The 19,048-nt window shown below is 39.7% G+C and carries 19 protein-coding genes; 2 read left to right on the top strand and 17 right to left on the bottom strand.

Annotation, left to right across the window (positions count from 1 at the left end):
- Positions 1 to 12: 12 nt before the first annotated feature.
- Positions 13 to 1,326: an NCS2 family permease gene (locus tag JOD18_RS18475; RefSeq protein WP_204670601.1), complete on the bottom strand. Its 1,314-nt coding sequence runs from the start codon at positions 1,324 to 1,326 to the stop codon at positions 13 to 15.
- Positions 1,327 to 1,754: 428 nt separating this feature from the next.
- Between JOD18_RS18475 and JOD18_RS18480 the strand changes: the two genes are divergently transcribed.
- Entirely contained in the window at positions 1,755 to 2,030 is a 276-nt protein-coding gene (locus JOD18_RS18480) for a hypothetical protein (protein WP_204670602.1), read from the top strand.
- Between the two features lie 128 nt (positions 2,031 to 2,158).
- Here the strand turns inward: JOD18_RS18480 and JOD18_RS18485 are convergent, their stop codons facing one another.
- The 5 genes from JOD18_RS18485 to JOD18_RS18505 all read right to left on the bottom strand — a co-directional run bounded on the left by JOD18_RS18485 (position 2,159) and on the right by JOD18_RS18505 (position 8,449).
- On the bottom strand, positions 2,159 to 3,448 hold the full coding sequence (locus JOD18_RS18485) for an adenylosuccinate synthase (RefSeq protein WP_204670603.1): 1,290 nt from the start codon (positions 3,446 to 3,448) through the stop codon (positions 2,159 to 2,161).
- 152 nt (positions 3,449 to 3,600) lie between these two features.
- Positions 3,601 to 4,962, bottom strand: a complete 1,362-nt coding sequence (gene dnaB / locus JOD18_RS18490) for a replicative DNA helicase (protein WP_204670604.1) — start codon at positions 4,960 to 4,962, stop codon at positions 3,601 to 3,603.
- A gap of 86 nt (positions 4,963 to 5,048) precedes the next feature.
- The gene (rplI, locus tag JOD18_RS18495) at positions 5,049 to 5,495 is read right to left on the bottom strand and encodes a 50S ribosomal protein L9 (RefSeq protein WP_204670605.1); all 447 of its coding nucleotides are present in this window, start codon (positions 5,493 to 5,495) and stop codon (positions 5,049 to 5,051) included.
- Positions 5,492 to 7,471, bottom strand: a complete 1,980-nt coding sequence (locus JOD18_RS18500) for a DHH family phosphoesterase (protein ID WP_204670606.1) — start codon at positions 7,469 to 7,471, stop codon at positions 5,492 to 5,494. Before JOD18_RS18500 ends, rplI begins: the two co-directional genes overlap by 4 nt.
- 42 nt (positions 7,472 to 7,513) lie before the next feature.
- Positions 7,514 to 8,449 carry a YybS family protein gene (locus tag JOD18_RS18505; protein ID WP_204670607.1) on the bottom strand — a complete coding sequence of 312 codons (936 nt, stop codon included), beginning with the start codon at positions 8,447 to 8,449 and terminating at the stop codon, positions 7,514 to 7,516.
- Between the two features lie 245 nt (positions 8,450 to 8,694).
- Here JOD18_RS18505 and JOD18_RS18510 point away from each other — a divergent pair, with 245 nt between their 5' ends.
- On the top strand, positions 8,695 to 9,474 hold the full coding sequence (locus JOD18_RS18510) for an HAD family hydrolase (protein WP_204670608.1): 780 nt from the start codon (positions 8,695 to 8,697) through the stop codon (positions 9,472 to 9,474).
- Between the two features lie 219 nt (positions 9,475 to 9,693).
- On the opposite strand, the gene serA is transcribed toward JOD18_RS18510, so the two are convergent.
- The 11 genes from serA to JOD18_RS18565 form a co-directional block, all read right to left on the bottom strand.
- Positions 9,694 to 11,280, bottom strand: a complete 1,587-nt coding sequence (gene serA / locus JOD18_RS18515) for a phosphoglycerate dehydrogenase (RefSeq protein WP_204670609.1) — start codon at positions 11,278 to 11,280, stop codon at positions 9,694 to 9,696.
- 210 nt (positions 11,281 to 11,490) lie between these two features.
- The gene (locus JOD18_RS18520) at positions 11,491 to 11,913 is read right to left on the bottom strand and encodes an NUDIX domain-containing protein (RefSeq protein ID WP_204670610.1); all 423 of its coding nucleotides are present in this window, start codon (positions 11,911 to 11,913) and stop codon (positions 11,491 to 11,493) included.
- A 273-nt stretch (positions 11,914 to 12,186) separates the two neighbouring features.
- Positions 12,187 to 12,417 (bottom strand): 30S ribosomal protein S18, encoded by a 231-nt coding sequence (rpsR, locus tag JOD18_RS18525; RefSeq protein ID WP_054788569.1) that lies wholly within the window; start codon positions 12,415 to 12,417, stop codon positions 12,187 to 12,189.
- Between the two features lie 20 nt (positions 12,418 to 12,437).
- Positions 12,438 to 12,965, bottom strand: coding sequence for a single-stranded DNA-binding protein (ssb, locus tag JOD18_RS18530; protein WP_204670611.1), 528 nt, complete (start codon positions 12,963 to 12,965; stop codon positions 12,438 to 12,440).
- A 15-nt stretch (positions 12,966 to 12,980) separates the two neighbouring features.
- Entirely contained in the window at positions 12,981 to 13,271 is a 291-nt protein-coding gene (rpsF, locus tag JOD18_RS18535; protein ID WP_204670612.1) for a 30S ribosomal protein S6, read from the bottom strand.
- A 293-nt stretch (positions 13,272 to 13,564) separates the two neighbouring features.
- Positions 13,565 to 14,665 carry a redox-regulated ATPase YchF gene (ychF, locus tag JOD18_RS18540; RefSeq protein ID WP_204670613.1) on the bottom strand — a complete coding sequence of 367 codons (1,101 nt, stop codon included), beginning with the start codon at positions 14,663 to 14,665 and terminating at the stop codon, positions 13,565 to 13,567.
- A gap of 205 nt (positions 14,666 to 14,870) precedes the next feature.
- Positions 14,871 to 15,065, bottom strand: a complete 195-nt coding sequence (locus JOD18_RS18545; protein ID WP_204670614.1) for a DUF951 domain-containing protein — start codon at positions 15,063 to 15,065, stop codon at positions 14,871 to 14,873.
- Positions 15,066 to 15,106: 41 nt separating this feature from the next.
- Positions 15,107 to 16,117, bottom strand: coding sequence for a YkvI family membrane protein (locus tag JOD18_RS18550; protein WP_204670615.1), 1,011 nt, complete (start codon positions 16,115 to 16,117; stop codon positions 15,107 to 15,109).
- A gap of 100 nt (positions 16,118 to 16,217) precedes the next feature.
- Positions 16,218 to 16,925: a DUF554 domain-containing protein gene (locus JOD18_RS18555; protein WP_204670616.1), complete on the bottom strand. Its 708-nt coding sequence runs from the start codon at positions 16,923 to 16,925 to the stop codon at positions 16,218 to 16,220.
- 361 nt (positions 16,926 to 17,286) lie between these two features.
- Positions 17,287 to 18,120, bottom strand: coding sequence for a ParB/RepB/Spo0J family partition protein (locus JOD18_RS18560; protein ID WP_204670617.1), 834 nt, complete (start codon positions 18,118 to 18,120; stop codon positions 17,287 to 17,289).
- Positions 18,113 to 18,874 carry a ParA family protein gene (locus JOD18_RS18565; RefSeq protein WP_204670618.1) on the bottom strand — a complete coding sequence of 254 codons (762 nt, stop codon included), beginning with the start codon at positions 18,872 to 18,874 and terminating at the stop codon, positions 18,113 to 18,115. Before JOD18_RS18565 ends, JOD18_RS18560 begins: the two co-directional genes overlap by 8 nt.
- Positions 18,875 to 19,048 lie beyond the last annotated feature (174 nt).

Genomic DNA, 19,048 nt, shown 5'->3' on the forward strand with positions numbered 1-19,048 from the left:
CCTCCTCTTTGCTTAGTGTGCTAATGAAACGAAATAAAGAATGAGCGGAATAATGACAATATATAATCCCCAGTGGAAGTCTTTGTGTCTTCCTGAAAACAATTTTACCAGTACATAAATAATAATCCCAGCTGCAATCCCATTACCAAAGTTAAACGTAAAGATGGTAATAACGATGGTCATAAATGCGGGCAATGATTCTGTCACATCACCGAAATTAATATTCTTCACGGCAGATAACATCGTTAATCCAACCAAAATTAAGGCCGGTGCCGTTGCTTCTGTCGGAATAATAAAAATAAGTGGTGTAATAAACAGGGTTAATAGAAACAAGAAACCTGTTGTGACAGAGGTTAAGCCTGTTCGGCCGCCGGTCTCTACTCCTGCTGCTGATTCCACGTATGTCGACATAACCGGCACCGAGAACAGTGACCCCAATACCGTACCACCCGCATCGACAATAAACGGCTTATCGATTTGCGGTAAGTTTCCGTTCTTATCCAGCATATTCCCTTTGCTCGCTACCCCTAGCATCGTTCCTAAGGTGGAAAAGAAATCTGGAATAAAGAAAGCTAATAAAAATGGAAAATAGGAAATCTTCAATGCCTCTTTGATATCTAATTCAAAGGCAACTGGTGCCACACTTTCCGGCAGAGAAAAGATTTTGTCCGGTAACGTGGTCACTCCCATTGGAATACCGATAATCGTGACCAGAATAATTCCAATCAGCAAGTGTCCGCGCACATTTCTTGCTAATAACACACTCATAATCAGAAATCCCACCAACGCCAGAATCGCATTAGGTGAACCGATATCACCTAATTGTAAGGAGTTCGATTCTTCACTGGCAACGACAAGACCCGCATTTCGAAAACCAATCAACGCAATAAATAAACCTACACCCGCCCCAATCGACAGCTTAATAGCCGGCGGCATTAATTTAACAATAATCTGACGCAGTCCTAAGATCGTAAATATGACAAATGCTATCCCTGAAATAAATACCATCCCCATGCCAACCTGCCAAGGAATCCCTTCAGAAACGGATAGGGTAATGGCAAGGAAGCCAACTGAACCAAGCCCTGGCGCAAGGGCAAATGGCCGGTTGCTATATAGCCCCATGATAATGGTAATTATACCTGTCATCAAAATAACAGCTACTGTGACAGGACCTAATGGCATACCTGCTTCTTCCAGCATATTTGGAACAACGATCAATGCATACAGCATCGTCATAAAGGTTGTTAATCCTGCAATTAGCTCAGTCCTTACGTTGGTCTGATTCGATTGCAGCCGAAATAATCTTTCTGTTACTTTATCCTTCATTGTTTTAACCTCGCTCACACGTTAAAATACGAACGTTCTACCATAAAAATAGAAAATTGTTCGAATTTGATTATATTACCCCGACCTTTAAAAAAAGTCAAGAACAGAAATTGACAAATTTCCCACCTTGCAGGGTTATTCCCTAAGGATATTGCTTTTAGCTGTTGAATATATGGATGGGACTGCCTCTGTAGTTTCTTTTTTCAGATTGTTTTATCATTCAGCGGAGAACTTATCGATGATGGCATCAAAAAAAGAATAACTAATCCTTAGTTATTCGAGTATTCGTTATAAATTATGCTAAGTCCCTCCACATTTTTTGAACAACCGCTGCAAATCCCAAATTAAAAACTAACTTTGTCAAACAGAAACGATTATTATATAATGGAAAACAATCCAAATTGACACTTAAAAAAGGTGGAGATATATTGAAGAATTTCTTTACTAGTCTATCCGTAATCAGTATCATCCTTGTCTGTTTGATGATGATGTACTCTTCCCAAGATTGGAACAATGGCTTATTTGCCTACCTGTTTGACATCAGTATGTATGCACCTCTTTTTATAAGTGTAATAGGAATGATCAGTGCTTGTTTCCTTTCCGAAGGAGGGACTCGGAAAGCTCTCGTTACTGTAAATAGCTTGCTGTTTATCATTGTTGGCCTGCTTTATTTGGTCGCTTCGATTGGGTTCCTCGAGCCTTAATACATAGCTGGTATTTTTTAAGAAACTTTATTAAACAGTGGTATCAGAATAAAAGTTGTTTTTATCCTGTTCCATTTTATACGGCCAAAAACCGCCCTTTCCATCAAGGAAAGGGCGGTTGATTCAAATTAGTTACTATATACACTGCGAACAACATTTGTTTGTGAGCGGTCAGGTCCAACGGAGAAGATCGATAATGGAATACCTGTCAATTGAGAAATACGCTCTAAATAATGGCGTGCATTGTCAGGCAGCTCATGCAAGCTCTTTACCCCGGTAATATCTTCTGTCCAGCCTGGCAGTTCTTCATATACTGGCTCACATTCTGCCAATGCCTTTAAACTGGCTGGGAATTCTTCAATAATTTCCCCTCTATACTTATAAGCGGTACAGATCTTTAATGTTTCGATACCTGTTAATACATCAATAGAGTTTAGAGATAGATCGGTAATACCACTTACACGACGGGCATGACGCACAACCACACTGTCAAACCAGCCAACACGACGCGGACGGCCTGTTGTGGTGCCATATTCTCGGCCCACCTCACGAATTTGATCACCAATCTCATCATGCAGTTCCGTTGGGAATGGGCCATCACCAACACGTGTCGTATATGCCTTTGATACACCAACAACATGGTCAATCTTAGAAGGCCCTACACCAGAACCAATTGTTACCCCGCCTGCAATTGGGTTTGAAGACGTAACGAATGGATATGTTCCTTGGTCAATATCCAGCATAACCCCTTGCGCACCTTCAAACAGCACACGACGGCCTGCATCTAATGCATCATTTAAGACAACAGATGTATCAACAACATATTGCTTTAACTGCTGACCGTACTCATAGTATTCTTCTAAGATGTCCTCTACCTCAATACGGTCTGTTTCATATACTTTTTCAAATAAACGATTTTTCTCTTCAAGGTTGCTTTCCAGCTTCTCACGAAAGGCATCCTTATCTAGTAAATCAGCGATACGAATACCGACACGAGCGGCTTTATCCATATAGGCTGGACCAATCCCTTTACCAGTTGTACCGATTTTATTTACACCTTTAGATTCTTCTTGTAAAAGGTCTAATTTCAGGTGATAAGGAAGAATAACATGGGCGCGGTTACTGATGCGCAAGTTATCTGTGTTTACTTCGCGATCATGTAAATACTTGATTTCCTCTACCATGGCTTTTGGATCAATCACCATCCCATTCCCCAATACACATACTTTTTCTTTAAAAAAGATTCCCGAAGGTATGAGATGTAACTTATATGTAATACCATCAAATTTAATTGTATGACCTGCATTGTTACCACCTTGGTAACGTGCTACTACTTCTGCATTTTGTGAAAGAAAGTCTGTAATTTTGCCTTTCCCTTCGTCTCCCCATTGTGTTCCAACAACGACTACTGAAGACATAAACGGCACCTCCGCCTTATTTATTTATTTCATTCCGAACTAATTTTATCAATCTTGTGCAATAATGTCAATTTAATTACGAACATTATTAACAAAAGGACTGATTATCGTTCGTAAAAATAGCTATTATACCAGGATAAGGAATCCTACTCCTATCCTGGCGGTATATCACCATCTTGATAACGGTGATCAAGATCGACGAATTTATTATACTCCTTTACAAAGGCCAGTTCCACAGTACCTACTGGACCATTACGCTGTTTGGCAATAATAATTTCAATAATGTTCTGTTTCTCTGATTCTTGATCATAATAATCATCACGATACAAGAAGCCTACGATGTCGGCATCCTGCTCGATACTTCCCGACTCACGCAAGTCGGACATCATCGGACGTTTATCCTGTCTGGATTCCACCCCCCGTGACAGCTGTGACAAGGCGATAAGGGGCACTTCCAGCTCTCTGGCCAAACCTTTGAGGGAACGAGAGATCTCTGATACTTCTTGTTGACGGTTATCGGTAGTACCTAGACTTCCCTGAATCAATTGCAGGTAATCAATCAAGATCATGCCCAGTCCGTGTTCTTGTTTTAAACGACGGCATTTAGAGCGGATTTCACTGACACGAATCCCCGGGGTATCGTCAATATAGATACCGGCATTCGATAGACTTCCCATCGCCATCGATAATCTGCTCCAGTCTTCTTCTTCCAGCGATCCGGTCCGCAAGCGCTGGGCATCGATATTTCCTTCGGCACAAAGCATCCTGGATACTAACTGATCAGCCCCCATCTCCAAACTAAAAATAGCAACATTTTCATTCGTTTTGATGGCAACGTTTTGAGCAATATTTAAGGCAAAGGCTGTCTTCCCTACAGAAGGACGGGCAGCCACAATAATCAAATCATTGCGCTGAAAACCGGAAGTAATCCGGTCTAAATCGCGAAAGCCAGAGGCAATACCTGTTACTTCCCCGCTGTTCTTGTGCAATTGATCGATTTTGTCATACACTTCAATTAATACATCCTTAATATTCTTAAAAGCAGAGGCATTCTTGCGGTTTGATACTTCTAAGATCCTTTTCTCCGATTCGTTGAGTACCTCTGCCACTTCATCCTCTTTGTCATAACTGTCCGTCACAATATCGGTCGCTGTCCGTATCAGCCTTCGGAGGATCGATTTCTCTTCTACAATCCGGCAATAATACGTAATATTAGCAGCTGTCGGTACAGCATTGGCTAAATCACTTAAATAGGACACACCGCCTACATCATCTAATTGCTGGCGGTTAGCCAATGTGGTCGTCGTTGTTACGATATCAATCGGCTCTGACTTATCGGCCAGTTCCAGCATGACACGAAAAATAATTTGGTGGCTGGCACGATAGAAATCTTCTGGCACTAACAACTCAGAGGCACTGGAGATAGCCTCAGGCTCTAAGAAAATAGCACCCAGTACGGCTTGTTCTGCCTCCATATTATGTGGCGGCTGCCGCCCTTGCACCATATCTGTCATCACATACACACCCCTTTAGAAAAGCGACAACAAGCGCCGGTATTGGCGCTTGTTACTCGATGATTTCTTTGGTTCACCACTGATTATCAGGCTTCTACTACATGTACCCGAATCGTACCTGTTACTTCGTTATGAAGCTTCACTGGCACATCGGTATATCCTAATGCTCGAATAGGCTGGTCCAGCTCTATTTTGCGCTTATCCATTTTGATATTATGTTCCTTCTTTAATGCTTCTGCAATCTGCTTGCTGGTAATCGATCCGAATAAGCGGCCGGCATCACCAGACTTAGCGGTTATCTTTACTTCCATATTCGCTAGTTGTTCCTTAAGCTGCTTGGCGTCTTCTACTTCTTGCGCTTCTAACTGCTTTGCTTTGTTTTTCTTGGCTTCTAATGCCTTCAGATTAGCTGAATTAGCTTCCACTGCCATATTATTTTTTAATAGAAAATTACGGGCATATCCGTCTGATACATTCTTCACTTCGCCTTTTTTCCCTTTTCCTTTTACATCTTGTGTAAAAATTACTCTCATTTCTCTTCTCCTCCTTTACAATACTCATCAATGATCTCCTTCAGCCATTCATAGGCCTCAATCACTGATATTTCATCTAATTGGGTAGCGGCATTGGTTAAATGTCCGCCGCCATTCATTCTCTCCATAATGATTTGTACATTTACATTGCCTAAGGAACGGGCACTGATACCAATACGGCCGTCTTCCCGCTCTGAAATAACGAAGGATGCCTCAATCCCTGACATGGTCAGCAGGATATCAGCTGCTTGTGCAATAATGACAGGTCCATAGGTTTCACGAGAATTTCCCACTGATATAGCAATATTACTACGATAAATATTCGTGTTTTCAATTAATCTGCTTCGTTTGACATAAGTATCTAAATCTTCTTTTAAGAATTTCTGGACTAATATCGTATCTGCACCCTTGGATCGTAAATAAGAAGCGGCCTCAAAGGTCCTTGAACCTGTTCGAAGTGCAAAGCTTTTCGTATCGACAATAATTCCAGCTAAAAGTGAAGTTGCTTCTAACATACTTAAGTGCAGCTTAGCAGGCTGGTATTCTAATAATTCGGTAATTAATTCCGATGCCGATGAAGCATATGGCTCCATATATACTAGGGTTGGATAATCGATAAACTCCTCCCCGCGGCGATGATGATCAATAATAACCACATGATCTGTCTTCGAGATGAGCCGCTCTTCCTGTACAAGTGACGGCTTATGTGTGTCGACAATGACTAGCAAGGTGTCCTTCGTAATCATTTCCAGCGCCGAATCAGGATTAATAAAATGATACCAAAGCTCTTCTTCCTCTTTAATTTCCTCCACTAACCGCTGTACACCTGTATTAATGTTATCTTTATCCAAGACGATAAATCCCTCGGTATCATTTGCCTGTGCAATTTTCAAGACACCTATCGATGCCCCAATCGAATCCATATCCGGCGATTTATGGCCCATAATAATTACGCGGCTGCTTTCCTTAACTAATTCCTTCAACGCGTGAGAGATCACTCTTGCCCTTACTCTCGTTCGTTTCTCGATTGGATTCGTTTTCCCTCCGTAGAAGCGTACTTTACCTGTTTCACCATTTTTAATAACTACCTGATCCCCCCCGCGGCCTAAGGCCAAATCAAGACTGGACTGTGATAATTCGCCGAGCTCCGGCAGGTTCTCGCTAGCTGTACCTATTCCAATACTTAGTGTAAGCGGGACATTATTATCTGAAAGTAATTCACGAACCTCATCTAAGATCTCAAACTTCGTCCTTTCTAACTCTGTTAAAATCGCTTGATTCATCACGGCCATAAAGCGTTCTTGTGACGTACGCTTTAAATATATCCCGTGTTCATTCGCCCATTTATTCAGAATCGAAGTCACTTGGGAATTAATACGGCTCTTCGGTGTATCATCCATGTTCTGTGTGATTTCTTCATAGTTATCGAGGAAAATCGTAGCAAGAATGGTTTTCTCATTAAGATAAAGATTCTGGATTTCGATTTGTTTCGTGCGGTCAAACAAGTATAATAATCGCTCATCTTTCTTGTGATAAACATGAAAATCATAATCCGCAATGGTTACCCAGAAGTTTTCCTTATCCTCCTTCAAATAAACAGGAATTTCAGCCGCCAATTCCCCTAAATCCATTCCTGCTAAAGATTTAGCATCAGAGAACTGCCACATGTAAGGATTTGTCCACTGTATCTTATCTTCCTCACTATATAAGATAATACCCAGAGGCATTTCTAAAAGGGCTTCCTCGCCGACTTTTTTGACCCGATAGGAAAGCATCGATATATATTTCTCTGTCTGATTCTCCAGCTGCCGTTCCCGTTCAATACTATAATATAGCGATGCGGCAAAGATAACAGCCATTACAATCCCAGTTATCCAGTTGTAATAAAAGAGAAATATAAGCAGAACGAAGGCAAGTATATAAAGACTAATAATATGCCAGCCCATCACTGCAAGCCTATCTTTCCATTTTGACATAAACGTCAACTCCTAACAAAATACCAAGCTTCGATTACATTTCTATTCTGTCATTCTTTTTCTTAATTCAAAACCTAAATCAATTATACCTAAGATTCTCAGCAAATAAAGACCCATTACTGGAAATAATATCGTTACAATGATTGCTACTACAGGTAACGCTAGGGACTTTTTCTTTGCATGGGCATAAAAATAAATAAATGATAATCCTTGCAGCGCCACTAGAAAGCCCGTCATATGGAATAAATTCCAAACGGCTACCTGCCCAATCGAGGTCATCTCAGGCCCGATAAAGAAAGTAAAGACTAACAAAATAAAATATATCCACAGCATTGCCTTAGGAAATTTTAATTGACGGAAAGCTGGAAAGACATACAGGTTATCTATTCTATTTCCCCGATTCAGCCACTTAAATGTAAGCCATTGTGTTACAAAAGCATACACCATCGACACAACTGCTAAGATAACCGGCAATAGCTGGATTAAGGCATTCACTTGTTCTTTGACAAGCTCCAAGCTCTCTGTATCTGCCCCAACTGCTCCAAAAATTCTCTCGGTCATTGCTAATGACTCATCCATCGACGCCATAAAAGAATCAATAATCGAAATATTTAAAACAGCCTCTACAAACAAATAGATAAAAGCGAAGCCTAACACAAATCCAGCAGCCCCGTTCGCCCATATCTCATAAGGATGGCGGTCCTTCTTTAACGGCCAGCCAATCATCCCGCCGCTAAGCAGTGCAAATACAGTAACAGGGATGGACAATGCCGGCACGATCACAGAGGCAAGCAGTAACATAACTGCCATCGCAATACTGATATATTTGATCGGATAGTTTTTTACAATAAGTATAATCGGAATTGGTAAAAGGAAAAGCATGACTACCTGCAGAGGCAAAAAAATTGTGGCAAGCAGCATGGCGATGAAAATACCTATACAGATAAAGAAATCCTTCTTTATCGTTTGTTGCTCCATTTTGTAACCACCTTTAACACTGATTTTCGTGTGGAAAAAAGCACAGCGTTAAAGCGCTGTGCTACTTTTGCTATTCCTATTATATACGAACTGGATAGCTGCTACAAATAAAGTGAGACGTCCACCCAAGAGATTTTTCCGATACTAACTTAAACACGTGACAACTATACATGCTGGAATGAGGTTTGTTCAAATGGAAATTATTCAGTATAATAGAGGGAGAAGCACCAGAGGGAGGCAGAATGTTGATTAAAACCATTATTTTTGACTTAGATGATACCCTGTTATGGGACAAAAAAAGCGTCAAAACCGCATTTGAGAAAACTTGTCAATTAGCGAAAGACAAATTTGATATCGATCCAGAACAACTGGAAGAGACCACTCGTGAACAGGCACGCCATTTATATCAAGGTTATGAAACCTATCCATTCACGCAAATGATTGGTATCAACCCGTTTGAAGGACTGTGGGGCAATTTCTTAGATGAAGATGATAGCGATTTTCAAAAAATGGCTGCCCTTGCTCCTGATTACCGCAAACAATCATGGATCAACGGACTGAAACAGCTTGGCATAGAAGACGAAGCCTTCGGTGCGTATTTGGCAGAACAATTCCCGAAAAAACGCAAAGAAAGTCCTTTTGTATACGAAGAAACGTTTCGCGTATTAGAGAAATTACAGCCTGATTATCAATTAATTATGCTTACCAACGGCTCACCAGATTTACAAAATACGAAATTAACGATAACTCCTGAATTACGGCCCTATTTCGATCATATTATTATTTCTGGAGATTTTGGAAAAGGCAAACCTGATCCAAGTATCTTTGAACATGTCTTAGAAACTGCCGGCATCAAGTGTGACGAAGCCTTAATGGTCGGTGACAATCTGATGACAGATATCCTAGGTGCTAATCGTACAGGGATTAAGAGCGTATGGATTAATCGCGAAGGAAAGACAGCCGATGAGGTAGAGCCAACCTATGAAATTAAACATCTGGAAGAATTATTCGATATTCTTTCGTAAAGCAGATGACTGGGTGCATATTTTTTGACTGCTTGCACGTGGTTAAATGGCCACTCGATGTGACTTACTGGTCACTCATCGACTGTTACTGGTCACTCATCGACTGTTACTGGCCACTTGATATGACTTACTGGCCACTCGGCGATTATGTAAACTAGATTCCAGTCAAAAAAGCGCTCTTGCTTGGGTATAGCCCCCAAGGCAAGAGCGCTTTTGTTTTTACAGCTGCATAGCAGTTAGTTTTTCGATTTCTTCTACTTGTTTCAATGCTTCGATTTCATCATCTTCTAAATATTTATCAATGGTGAGAATCATGATCGCTTCACCGCCAACATCAGATCGGCCTACCTGCATCGCCCCGATGTTGATGTTTTTCTCTGCAAACATGTTCCCGACCTTACCGATTACTCCAGGACGGTCGTTGTGCTTAATCACAACCAGGTTGCCTTCCGGTACGACATCGACACTATAAGCATCCACTTGTACAAGGCGAGGGCCTAGACCGTTTAATAATGTACCAGATACAGAACGAGTCACATTCTTCGTTTTTACTTCAACTGTCAACAGGTTGGTAAAGCCTTTTGTGACAGAAGATTTATTTTCATTCACGCGGATACCTCTTTTTTCTGCCAAATAAGAGGCATTCACATCATTGACATGATCACCTAAATGACGCTTTAATAAGCCCTTGATTGTATTACGGGTTAATGGCGCTACCTCTAGCTCATTTAGATCACCTGAATAAGAGATATTGATTTCTTCTATTACTCCATTAGTTAAGTAGGTTAAGAATGTACCTAGTTTCTCGGATAAATGGAAATACGGTTCAATCTTATTCATAATTTCTTTCGGTACAGCCGGTAAATTGACAGGGTTCTTGGCAATACCTTCGGTTAAATAACGAACAACATCATGGCTGACATCAATTGCTACCGATTCTTGCGCCTCAATCGTACTTGCCCCTAAGTGTGGGGTAGCAATTACTTCCGGTAATTCTAACAAACGATGATCAGTTGCCGGCTCTTCCTCAAATACGTCTAAAGCAGCTCCAGCTACTTTTCCAGATTTAATCGCTTCATATAGAGCATCTTCATCAATAATACCACCGCGGGCACAATTGACAATGCGCACACCATCTTTCATTTTGGCGAAAGCTTCTTTATTAATTAAATGCTTTGTTTCCTTAATAAGCGGGGTATGCACCGTGATAAAGTCTGCTGCCAAAATCACATCTTCCACAGATCCAAAGTCTATCCCCAGTTTAGCTGCACGATCTTTTGTTAAAAAAGGATCATAGGCAATGACATTCATACGCTGACCTTTGGCACGAGTAGCTACCTCTGCACCAATTCGTCCCATACCAATGACGCCTAATGTTTTTCCTTTCAGCTCTACCCCAACATAGGTTTTACGATCCCATTTACCCTGTTTTAATGCATAGTAAGCTTGAGGAATCTTACGAGCTAGTGACGTTAACATCGCAATTGTATGCTCTGCCGCTGAGTTAGTATTCCCGTCAGGGGCATTCACAACAATAATACCGCGTTCGGTTGCTGCACTTATATCGATATTATCTACACCAACACCTGCACGACCAATAATCTTTAATTTAGAAGCCTTGCTAATAATATCTCTCGTTACTTTTGTCTGGCTTCTTACTAACAAAGCATCATATTCTCCAATGCGATCAGTTAGCTCGTCCACAGACAAATTAGTTTCTACATCTACTTGAATATCTTTTGCTTCTCTTAATGGCTGGATACCCTCTTCACTTAAAGGGTCGCTGATTAGTACCTTAAATGTCACACTTGTCCCCTCCAAAACATATATTTTTGAAAAAAAAACACCACTTATTCGTGAAGTTTTTCACTTATAAACCATTTTTCTAACAGCTATGTCTTATTATAGCACCTTTTGCTTTCTATACATAGAATGAAATTACTGAATGTTACTATGATAGCAAATTAGCAGTTATTGTCAATACAAAATCAGCGGATTTTCCTGCTTTATATCCAGCTAAAACTCTATGCAAAATGGCTGTTTCGCTTCATCCAGACAACACTCTATCCTTTCTCTAAAATTACGATGAGTAACCATTTCCAAGGCTCGATCTATCGGAAAAAAGTCCACCTCTAAACTTTCTGGCGAGGTAGTCAATTTACCTCCAACTGGTATAGCTAAGAATAACGTATTGCAAATAGATTGTTTAACATTTTGATAAACACCGCAAAACTTTACAATCTCTATCTCTATACCGGATTCTTCTTTTGTTTCCCGTATAGCTGCATCTCTCAACGACTCTCCTTCTTCAACCTGACCTCCTGGCATTTCCCAACCTCTTCTCGGTCCTTTAATCAATAAGATTTCCTGCTGCTCATTGATCACAATCGCAGCTGCAGAAACGATATGTTTTGGCGGTGAATGATGCTTTTGGATCACTTGATTCTCCTCCTGTTTTTATAGTTTTTCATGCTCTTTTATGTTCAATCCTCTGTCAGAACTTCTTGGAAAAATTGAAATGTTCATAAATTGAATTCATTACTTACATGATCTGTCTATATAGCAGAATAATTCTATCATTTTTGACTGTAGGTTTCAAAAGGCAGCCCCTTCATCGAGGCTTAAAGAATATATACAATCCGAAACAAATTACTGATGACAAATTATCTAACAATAAAAAAACCTAGGTACATAAGCACCTAGGTTTCTTTATTATTCACTTACGTAAGGCAATAATGCCATTTGACGAGCGCGTTTGATTGCTCTTGTCAATTTACGTTGGTATTTTGCAGAAGTTCCAGTTACACGACGTGGAAGAATTTTTCCACGTTCAGAAACGAAACGTCTTAGCAATTCTACATCTTTATAGTCGATGTGTGTAATTCCGTTCGCTGTAAAATAACACACCTTACGACGCTTTGCACGACCGCGACGAGCTGCCATAAGTATAACCTCCTTTTATATTAGAATGGTAAGTCATCATCAGAAATATCAATAGGTTCTCCACTGTCTTGGAATGGATTATCGTTACTGTTATTGTTATTTCCTTGGTTATTGTTATTAAAGTTAGAATTATATTGATTTTGGTTTTGATTATATTGAGATTGTTGCTGGTTCTGATTATAGCCTTGAGATCCGCCTTGGGAAGAAGGTTGTCCTCCACCAGATCCACCCCTTGATTCCAAGAACTGAATCGATTCAGCCATTACCTCTGTAATGAATACCCTCTTACCTTCTTGATCATCAAAACTACGAGTCTGGATTCGACCGTCTACACCGATAAGACTCCCTTTACTCATATAATTAGCAAAATTTTCCGCTTGCTTTCTCCAAACTACACAGTTAATGAAGTCAGCTTCACGTTCTCCTTGCTGATTTGAAAAAGGTCGATTACAAGCAACAGTAAAGTTTGCAACGGCAACGCCATTTGGTGTGTAACGTAAATCAGGATCTCTCGTCAGCCTGCCGACAAGTACGACACGGTTTAGCATCAGAACCACTCCTTATTATTGATCATCTTCACGAATTGCCATATAACGAATAATGTCACTCGAGAAATTCGCTTGACGGTTGAATTCATTAATAGCAGCTTCATCACCAGCGAAGTTAATAATTACATAGTATCCGTCTCGGTGATCTTCGATTTCATAAGCAAGACGTTTCTTGCCTACTTCTTCTACTTTTTCAATCTCCGCTCCATTATCTGTAAGGATGCCGTTGAAACGCTCAATTAGAGCAGTTTGTGCTTCCTCTTCGATATTTGGGCGGATGATATACATGATTTCATATTTAGTCATCCGTTTGCACCTCCTTTTGGACTTAGCGGCTCTTCGATTGGTCAAAGAGCAAGGAGTAATAATTTCATTACTCACAATACAACATTATACCAATTCTCCACCTATATTGCAAACTTTATTTGGACAAATCATGGAAGTTTTCCCCTAGTGTCATTAAAGCGAGACTGCCATCAGTGAGGTTTTCTTTGTCCCCGTTGATGGGTAGTGAGACTTATCCCACTTAGACTGCTCGTTGACATCTCTCCAAGTATGGAAATGTGGAGATACAGATGAAAACCCCATCCAAGTCTTTCTTATACATTAAAACGGAAGTGCATTACATCTCCGTCTTTTACTACGTAATCTTTACCCTCTAATCTTACTCTTCCCTTTTCTTTTGCTGCTTGTTCGGAGCCAGCTTCCACTAAATCATCATATGATACCGTTTCTGCCCGGATAAAACCTTTCTCAAAGTCACTGTGAATAATTCCAGCTGCTTGAGGTGCCTTCATTCCTTTTCTAAAGGTCCAGGCACGCACCTCTTGTACACCAGCTGTAAAATAAGTGCCTAATCCTAATAATTGATAAGCTGCTTTAATTAACTGGTCTAAGCCTGATTCAGCAATACCCAGCTCCTCAAGGAACATTTCTTTCTCTTCCCCATCCAGCTCTGCAATCTCTGATTCCACTTTAGCACTGATCACAATCACTTCTGCCTGATCATTTTGGGCAAATTCTTTTACCAGTTTTACATATGGATTGTCTTCTATATCTAACAACTCATCTTCTCCAACATTTGCTACATATAGTACAGATTTACTAGTCAGCAAATGCAGCCCTTTTACAAGCTTCTGTTGTTCATCGTTAAAAGATACCGCACGTGCTGGTTTTTCCTCTTCAAATGCATCACGAAGTTTGTCTAATACTTCAAATTCTGCCACTGCTTCTTTATCTTTTTGCTTAGCCAATTTCTCTACACGCTGTAAACGTTTAGTTACCGTTTCTAAATCGGCAAGGATTAATTCCAAGTTAATTGTCTCAATATCAGAAATCGGATCCACCTTACCAGACACATGTGTAATATTATCATCTTGAAAACAACGCACCACATGACAGATCGCATCCACCTGCCGAATATGAGATAGAAATTGGTTGCCTAACCCTTCTCCCTTGCTCGCCCCTTTTACAATTCCGGCGATATCAGTAAATTCAAAGGCTGTTGGGATCGTTTTCTTTGGTTTTACTAATTCCGTTAATTTCTGCAGTCTGTGATCTGGTACTTCCACAATACCTACATTTGGATCTATGGTACAAAAAGGATAGTTTGCTGATTCTGCTCCTGCTTGCGTTATTGCGTTAAATAACGTTGATTTACCCACGTTAGGTAAACCAACAATTCCTGCTGTTAATGCCATTAACCTTCACTCCTTAAGGATTGCGTTCATATGAACGTATCAGTCATACCAATTATAGTGATAGTTTCACTAATTGACAAGTTATTCAAAATAAAAAACCAAGGGTATTTCCCCCTTGATTTACGCATTTTCATGTCACCAAAAACATATTTTCGACTGTCTTGTCTGTATTAAAAAACGAAAATGTTTCACGTGGAACAAATTTCTAATTAGCCGGTTCGATAACCTTTTTCAACTTCTGCTCAAACTGTTTGCGCGGAATCATTACACTATGTCCACAGCCTTCACACTTAATACGGATATCCATTCCCATTCGAATAATTTTCCATTTGTTTTCTCCGCAAGGGTGTGGTTTCTTCATTTCCACGACATCATTTAGTTGAAATTGTTTCCGTTCCATTCTATCACCTCAGTCTTACACAAACTCATATTTCTATTATATTAGATTTTTTTATAAAAAGGAAATAGTAAAATCGCACAAAATAAATATAAGTTCACAATCCCATACAACGGGTATAAAAAGCCAATCAATGCAGAAAAACCAATACTGGTTAATGGCAGTAAACAGAGAAAAAGTACTAACGCTATCTTCCACATCGGAAAAGGAAAATAAGGTTTTAATCTGGTTACTAATGCCAGCATACCGGAAACTGCCGTTGTAAAGATGGCAAACCATAATAGAATCGACATCAAAATATTGGTATAGACCGAATAATTTTGCAAAATTGCAAATAACGGAATTTCATAGAAATTAATCATATCAGCAATATGTACCAGACTATTATTGTAAAGAAAGGACGTCGCACCTAAGATTAATCCACTCCCAATACTAGCTATCCATATCTCACCATTGGAGCGAATTTGATCACCAATTGCCCCTAGTACGGCTAGTATCGATAAAATATTGAGCGCAGTAAAGGTAAATGCTGCCATCCAATTCGACTGGCGTTCCCAAGCAAGATCCCATGTTATCTGTTCATCCATTGAATAGAGCAGCAGCATAGCAACCAAGCCTACCATTAATACTGGCATCACAAATGAATTGAATTGCAGCACACCTTGCAATCCTTTGATAAACAAGATAACCGATAAGACGGCAAGAAAAAGGATCCCTGCCCACTTCGGCATGGAAAAAGCCTCAAATGTTGCCCCACTCCCAGCAGTCATGATCACCGTTGTAGACAGCAGATAGAAAAAAATCAAGAAATCATAAAAACGTGCCATCTGCTTTCCTAGCATTATCGTTAATAAATCAAAATAATTCGTTGTTTGAAACCGATAGCTCGCCTTCATCACAATGGCAATACAAAAGATAAAGAAGAGCGTAAACAAGATAATAGCTAGTCCACTTTCATGACCAAAAAATTGCCACAATTCCCTGCCAGAAGTATAACCAGCGCCTACCATTATACCTAAAATTAAAAAAATCCATTTGAACCCCGCTCTCCACATACTATTCCTCCTGCTATAACCGTTAATTGCTCTATAGTCTAACGTATGCGTGAAACAGCGCTAGTATGAAGGAAATCAGCACTTCATTCAAAAAGATCTTCTAATATATGATATAGGCATAACCAAAATAAAAGATAATAAAGAGAAAAATAGCAGGAAGAAAGTCTCCTATTTTAAACTTAGTAATTTGTAGTATATTGAGCCCAATCGCCAAAATTAATAATCCACCGATGGCAGTAACCTCGGATATAAAACCAGTTAACACTTGCTCTGGGAATATTCGATTAATTTGAACAGCCAACAAAGCAATACTTCCTTGATATAAGACAACTGGAATCACAGAGAAAACAACACCATAACCTAAAGTAGTTGTCAATACCATAGCCATAAAACCATCTAAGAATGCTTTAGTAAATAAAACCTCATGATCCCCTCGGAGTCCTCCGTCCAAGGCACCTACAATCGCCATGGCACCAATCACAAAGATAAGACTGGCAGTGATAAACCCCTCGGTTACATTACCTTTTCTTCCTTTACTCACCCTCTCTTCTAATCGCTGCCCTATTCTGTTTAAATTATCCTCCAAATGAACAGCCGTCCCGACCATGCCTCCTAATAATAAGCTTAAGAGGATCATTATCACATTATCGGCTTGTATTGCCATTTGTATACCAATTAAGGTCACAACCAAACCGATTCCTTGTAAGGCAACATGTTTTATACGTTCTGGAATATTGGTAAAGATAAGTCCGATGATCGTACCAATAATTATACATAATCCATTAACAAGTGTACCTAATAAAACCATTTACTTTCCTCCCAATAACTTAACAATAGGTCTGACTAGCTCTTTTTTAGAATAGAAAGCTGCCACATTTTACAACTGCTCATTCCTAAACTGTGTTTGGTACTCCCCTGCTTTTTTAGGAACGAAAAGCGCCCTTTTAAAAACGTAGTGATTGGAGCGTCACAACGGAGATAAAGGAAACACGACGACGGAAGGAGTCGATGTGGACTTATCGTAGGGCGTGACGTGCAATCTCTAAAGTTTGGCACTTGGAGCTGGACATGGCTATTCTTGAATAAGAATGAACGCATGAAAAATTATATACTTTCTGATCTTACCAGTAAAAAGCCTGGTTGTTTCACGTGAAACAATCAGGCTCGTTTTAATCCATCATATCTAGAATACGATTTAGATCATCATCAGAAAAAAATTCTATTTCAATTTTTCCTTTGCGTTTCCCCTTACTAATCGAGACATTGGTGCCAAAATACTCTTTCAAATGATTTTCGCGTTCCGTAATAAAGATATCTTTCTTTTCCTTCTTCGGCTTCTTCGGCTGGTTATTATTTAGCTGATTAATCAATGCCTCCACTTGGCGAACGTTTAGTTTTTCTTTCATAATTCGTTGAACTACTGGCTTGAGTTTATGTTTGTCTTTTAATCCTAGTAAAGCTCTGCCATGTCCCATTGATATCGATCCATTATTTATCAAAACTACTATATCATCTGGTAAGCTTAATAAACGAACTAAGTTGGCAATATGCGAGCGACTCTTGCCTAATCGTTTAGCAAGCTGATCCTGTGTCATGCCTAATTCATTCATTAATCGATCATAAGCTGTCGCCTCTTCAATCGGCGTTAGGTCTTCACGCTGAATATTCTCCAGCAGCGCTAATTCCATCATTTGTTCATCTGATAATTCCTTGATAATAACAGGAATAACATCCAAATTAGCTTCTTTCGCCGCTCTAAATCGGCGCTCCCCTACTACAATCTCATATCCTCTTATACTTTTTCGCACAATTAATGGTTGTAAAATACCATGCTCTAGAATGGATTCCTTTAATTCCTCAATTGCATCTGCCTCAAAAACTTGACGAGGCTGATATGGATTGGGACGGCATTTCTTTAATTCAATTTCCTCAATTTTCTCAAAGTCTTCTTCTTCCACCTCTGGAAAAAAAGCATCTAATCCTTTTCCTAATCCTCTAGCCACCTGCAATCACTTCCTTTGCTAAATCAAGATATACTTCGGCTCCTCTTGATCTAGAATCATATGATATTATTGGTTTTCCATGACTTGGTGCTTCACTCAAACGAACATTTCTAGGGATAATCGTGTTGTATACTTTATCCTGGAAATACTTTTTGACCTCATCGATGACTTGGATTCCTAAGTTGGTTCTTGCATCTAACATAGTTAATAACACACCCTCAATCATGAGGTGCTTATTTAAGTGCTTTTGTACCAGTCTAATCGTATTTAAGAGCTGACTTAATCCTTCCAAGGCATAATATTCACATTGTACAGGAATTAAGACTGTATCTGACGCCGTTAATGCATTAATCGTGAGTAAACCTAATGATGGCGGACAATCAATAATGATATAATCATACTCATCTTTCACACTGTCCAAGGCTTTCTTCAGGCGAACTTCCCGTGACATAGTGGAAACCAGTTCAATTTCCGCCCCGGACAGATGAATAGTTGCCGGTATAATTTCTAAATGCTGAACAGTTGTTTGCATTCGCACCTCATTTACCTCTGCATCATCTACTAGAACGTCATAAATACATTTATTAACATCGGCCTTATTAACTCCTACCCCACTCGTAGCATTTCCTTGTGGATCTATATCGACGATTAGGATTTTTTTATTTAGATCTGCTAAGCAAGCACTCAAATTAACGGAAGACGTGGTTTTTCCAACACCGCCCTTTTGATTTGCGACGGCAATTATTTTCCCCATGATGTCACCTACCTCTTGCAATTGTCTCTTATATTCTACCACTAAATTGATATTTTTCAGAAATAAAATACCTTTCCAGTGATAAATGATTCAAATGGTTTAATCTTTTTCCAAATGAACTCACATACTCCACTTGTTGCCTATGGCTTCTTTCCTTGATTTTTCATAGTTTAT

It is taken from the genome of Gracilibacillus alcaliphilus, from assembly GCF_016909015.1.
GTDB lineage: Bacteria > Bacillota > Bacilli > Bacillales > Amphibacillaceae > Gracilibacillus > Gracilibacillus alcaliphilus.

Excerpts from the sequence above, each read along its gene's own strand:
- JOD18_RS18475 (WP_204670601.1), bottom strand. The coding sequence starts at position 1,326 with ATGAAGGATAAAGTAACAGAAAGATTATTTCGGCTGCAATCGAATCAG.
- JOD18_RS18485 (WP_204670603.1), bottom strand. The coding sequence starts at position 3,448 with ATGTCTTCAGTAGTCGTTGTTGGAACACAATGGGGAGACGAAGGGAAA.
- dnaB (WP_204670604.1), bottom strand. The coding sequence starts at position 4,962 with ATGACAGATATGGTGCAAGGGCGGCAGCCGCCACATAATATGGAGGCA.
- rplI (WP_204670605.1), bottom strand. The coding sequence starts at position 5,495 with ATGAGAGTAATTTTTACACAAGATGTAAAAGGAAAAGGGAAAAAAGGC.
- JOD18_RS18500 (WP_204670606.1), bottom strand. The coding sequence starts at position 7,471 with ATGTCAAAATGGAAAGATAGGCTTGCAGTGATGGGCTGGCATATTATT.
- JOD18_RS18505 (WP_204670607.1), bottom strand. The coding sequence starts at position 8,449 with ATGGAGCAACAAACGATAAAGAAGGATTTCTTTATCTGTATAGGTATT.
- rpsR (WP_054788569.1), bottom strand. The coding sequence starts at position 12,417 with ATGGCAGCTCGTCGCGGTCGTGCAAAGCGTCGTAAGGTGTGTTATTTT.
- ssb (WP_204670611.1), bottom strand. The coding sequence starts at position 12,965 with ATGCTAAACCGTGTCGTACTTGTCGGCAGGCTGACGAGAGATCCTGAT.
- rpsF (WP_204670612.1), bottom strand. The coding sequence starts at position 13,271 with ATGACTAAATATGAAATCATGTATATCATCCGCCCAAATATCGAAGAG.
- ychF (WP_204670613.1), bottom strand. The coding sequence starts at position 14,665 with ATGGCATTAACAGCAGGAATTGTTGGTTTACCTAACGTGGGTAAATCA.
- JOD18_RS18545 (WP_204670614.1), bottom strand. The coding sequence starts at position 15,065 with ATGGAACGGAAACAATTTCAACTAAATGATGTCGTGGAAATGAAGAAA.
- JOD18_RS18550 (WP_204670615.1), bottom strand. The coding sequence starts at position 16,117 with ATGTGGAGAGCGGGGTTCAAATGGATTTTTTTAATTTTAGGTATAATG.
- JOD18_RS18555 (WP_204670616.1), bottom strand. The coding sequence starts at position 16,925 with ATGGTTTTATTAGGTACACTTGTTAATGGATTATGTATAATTATTGGT.
- JOD18_RS18565 (WP_204670618.1), bottom strand. The coding sequence starts at position 18,874 with ATGGGGAAAATAATTGCCGTCGCAAATCAAAAGGGCGGTGTTGGAAAA.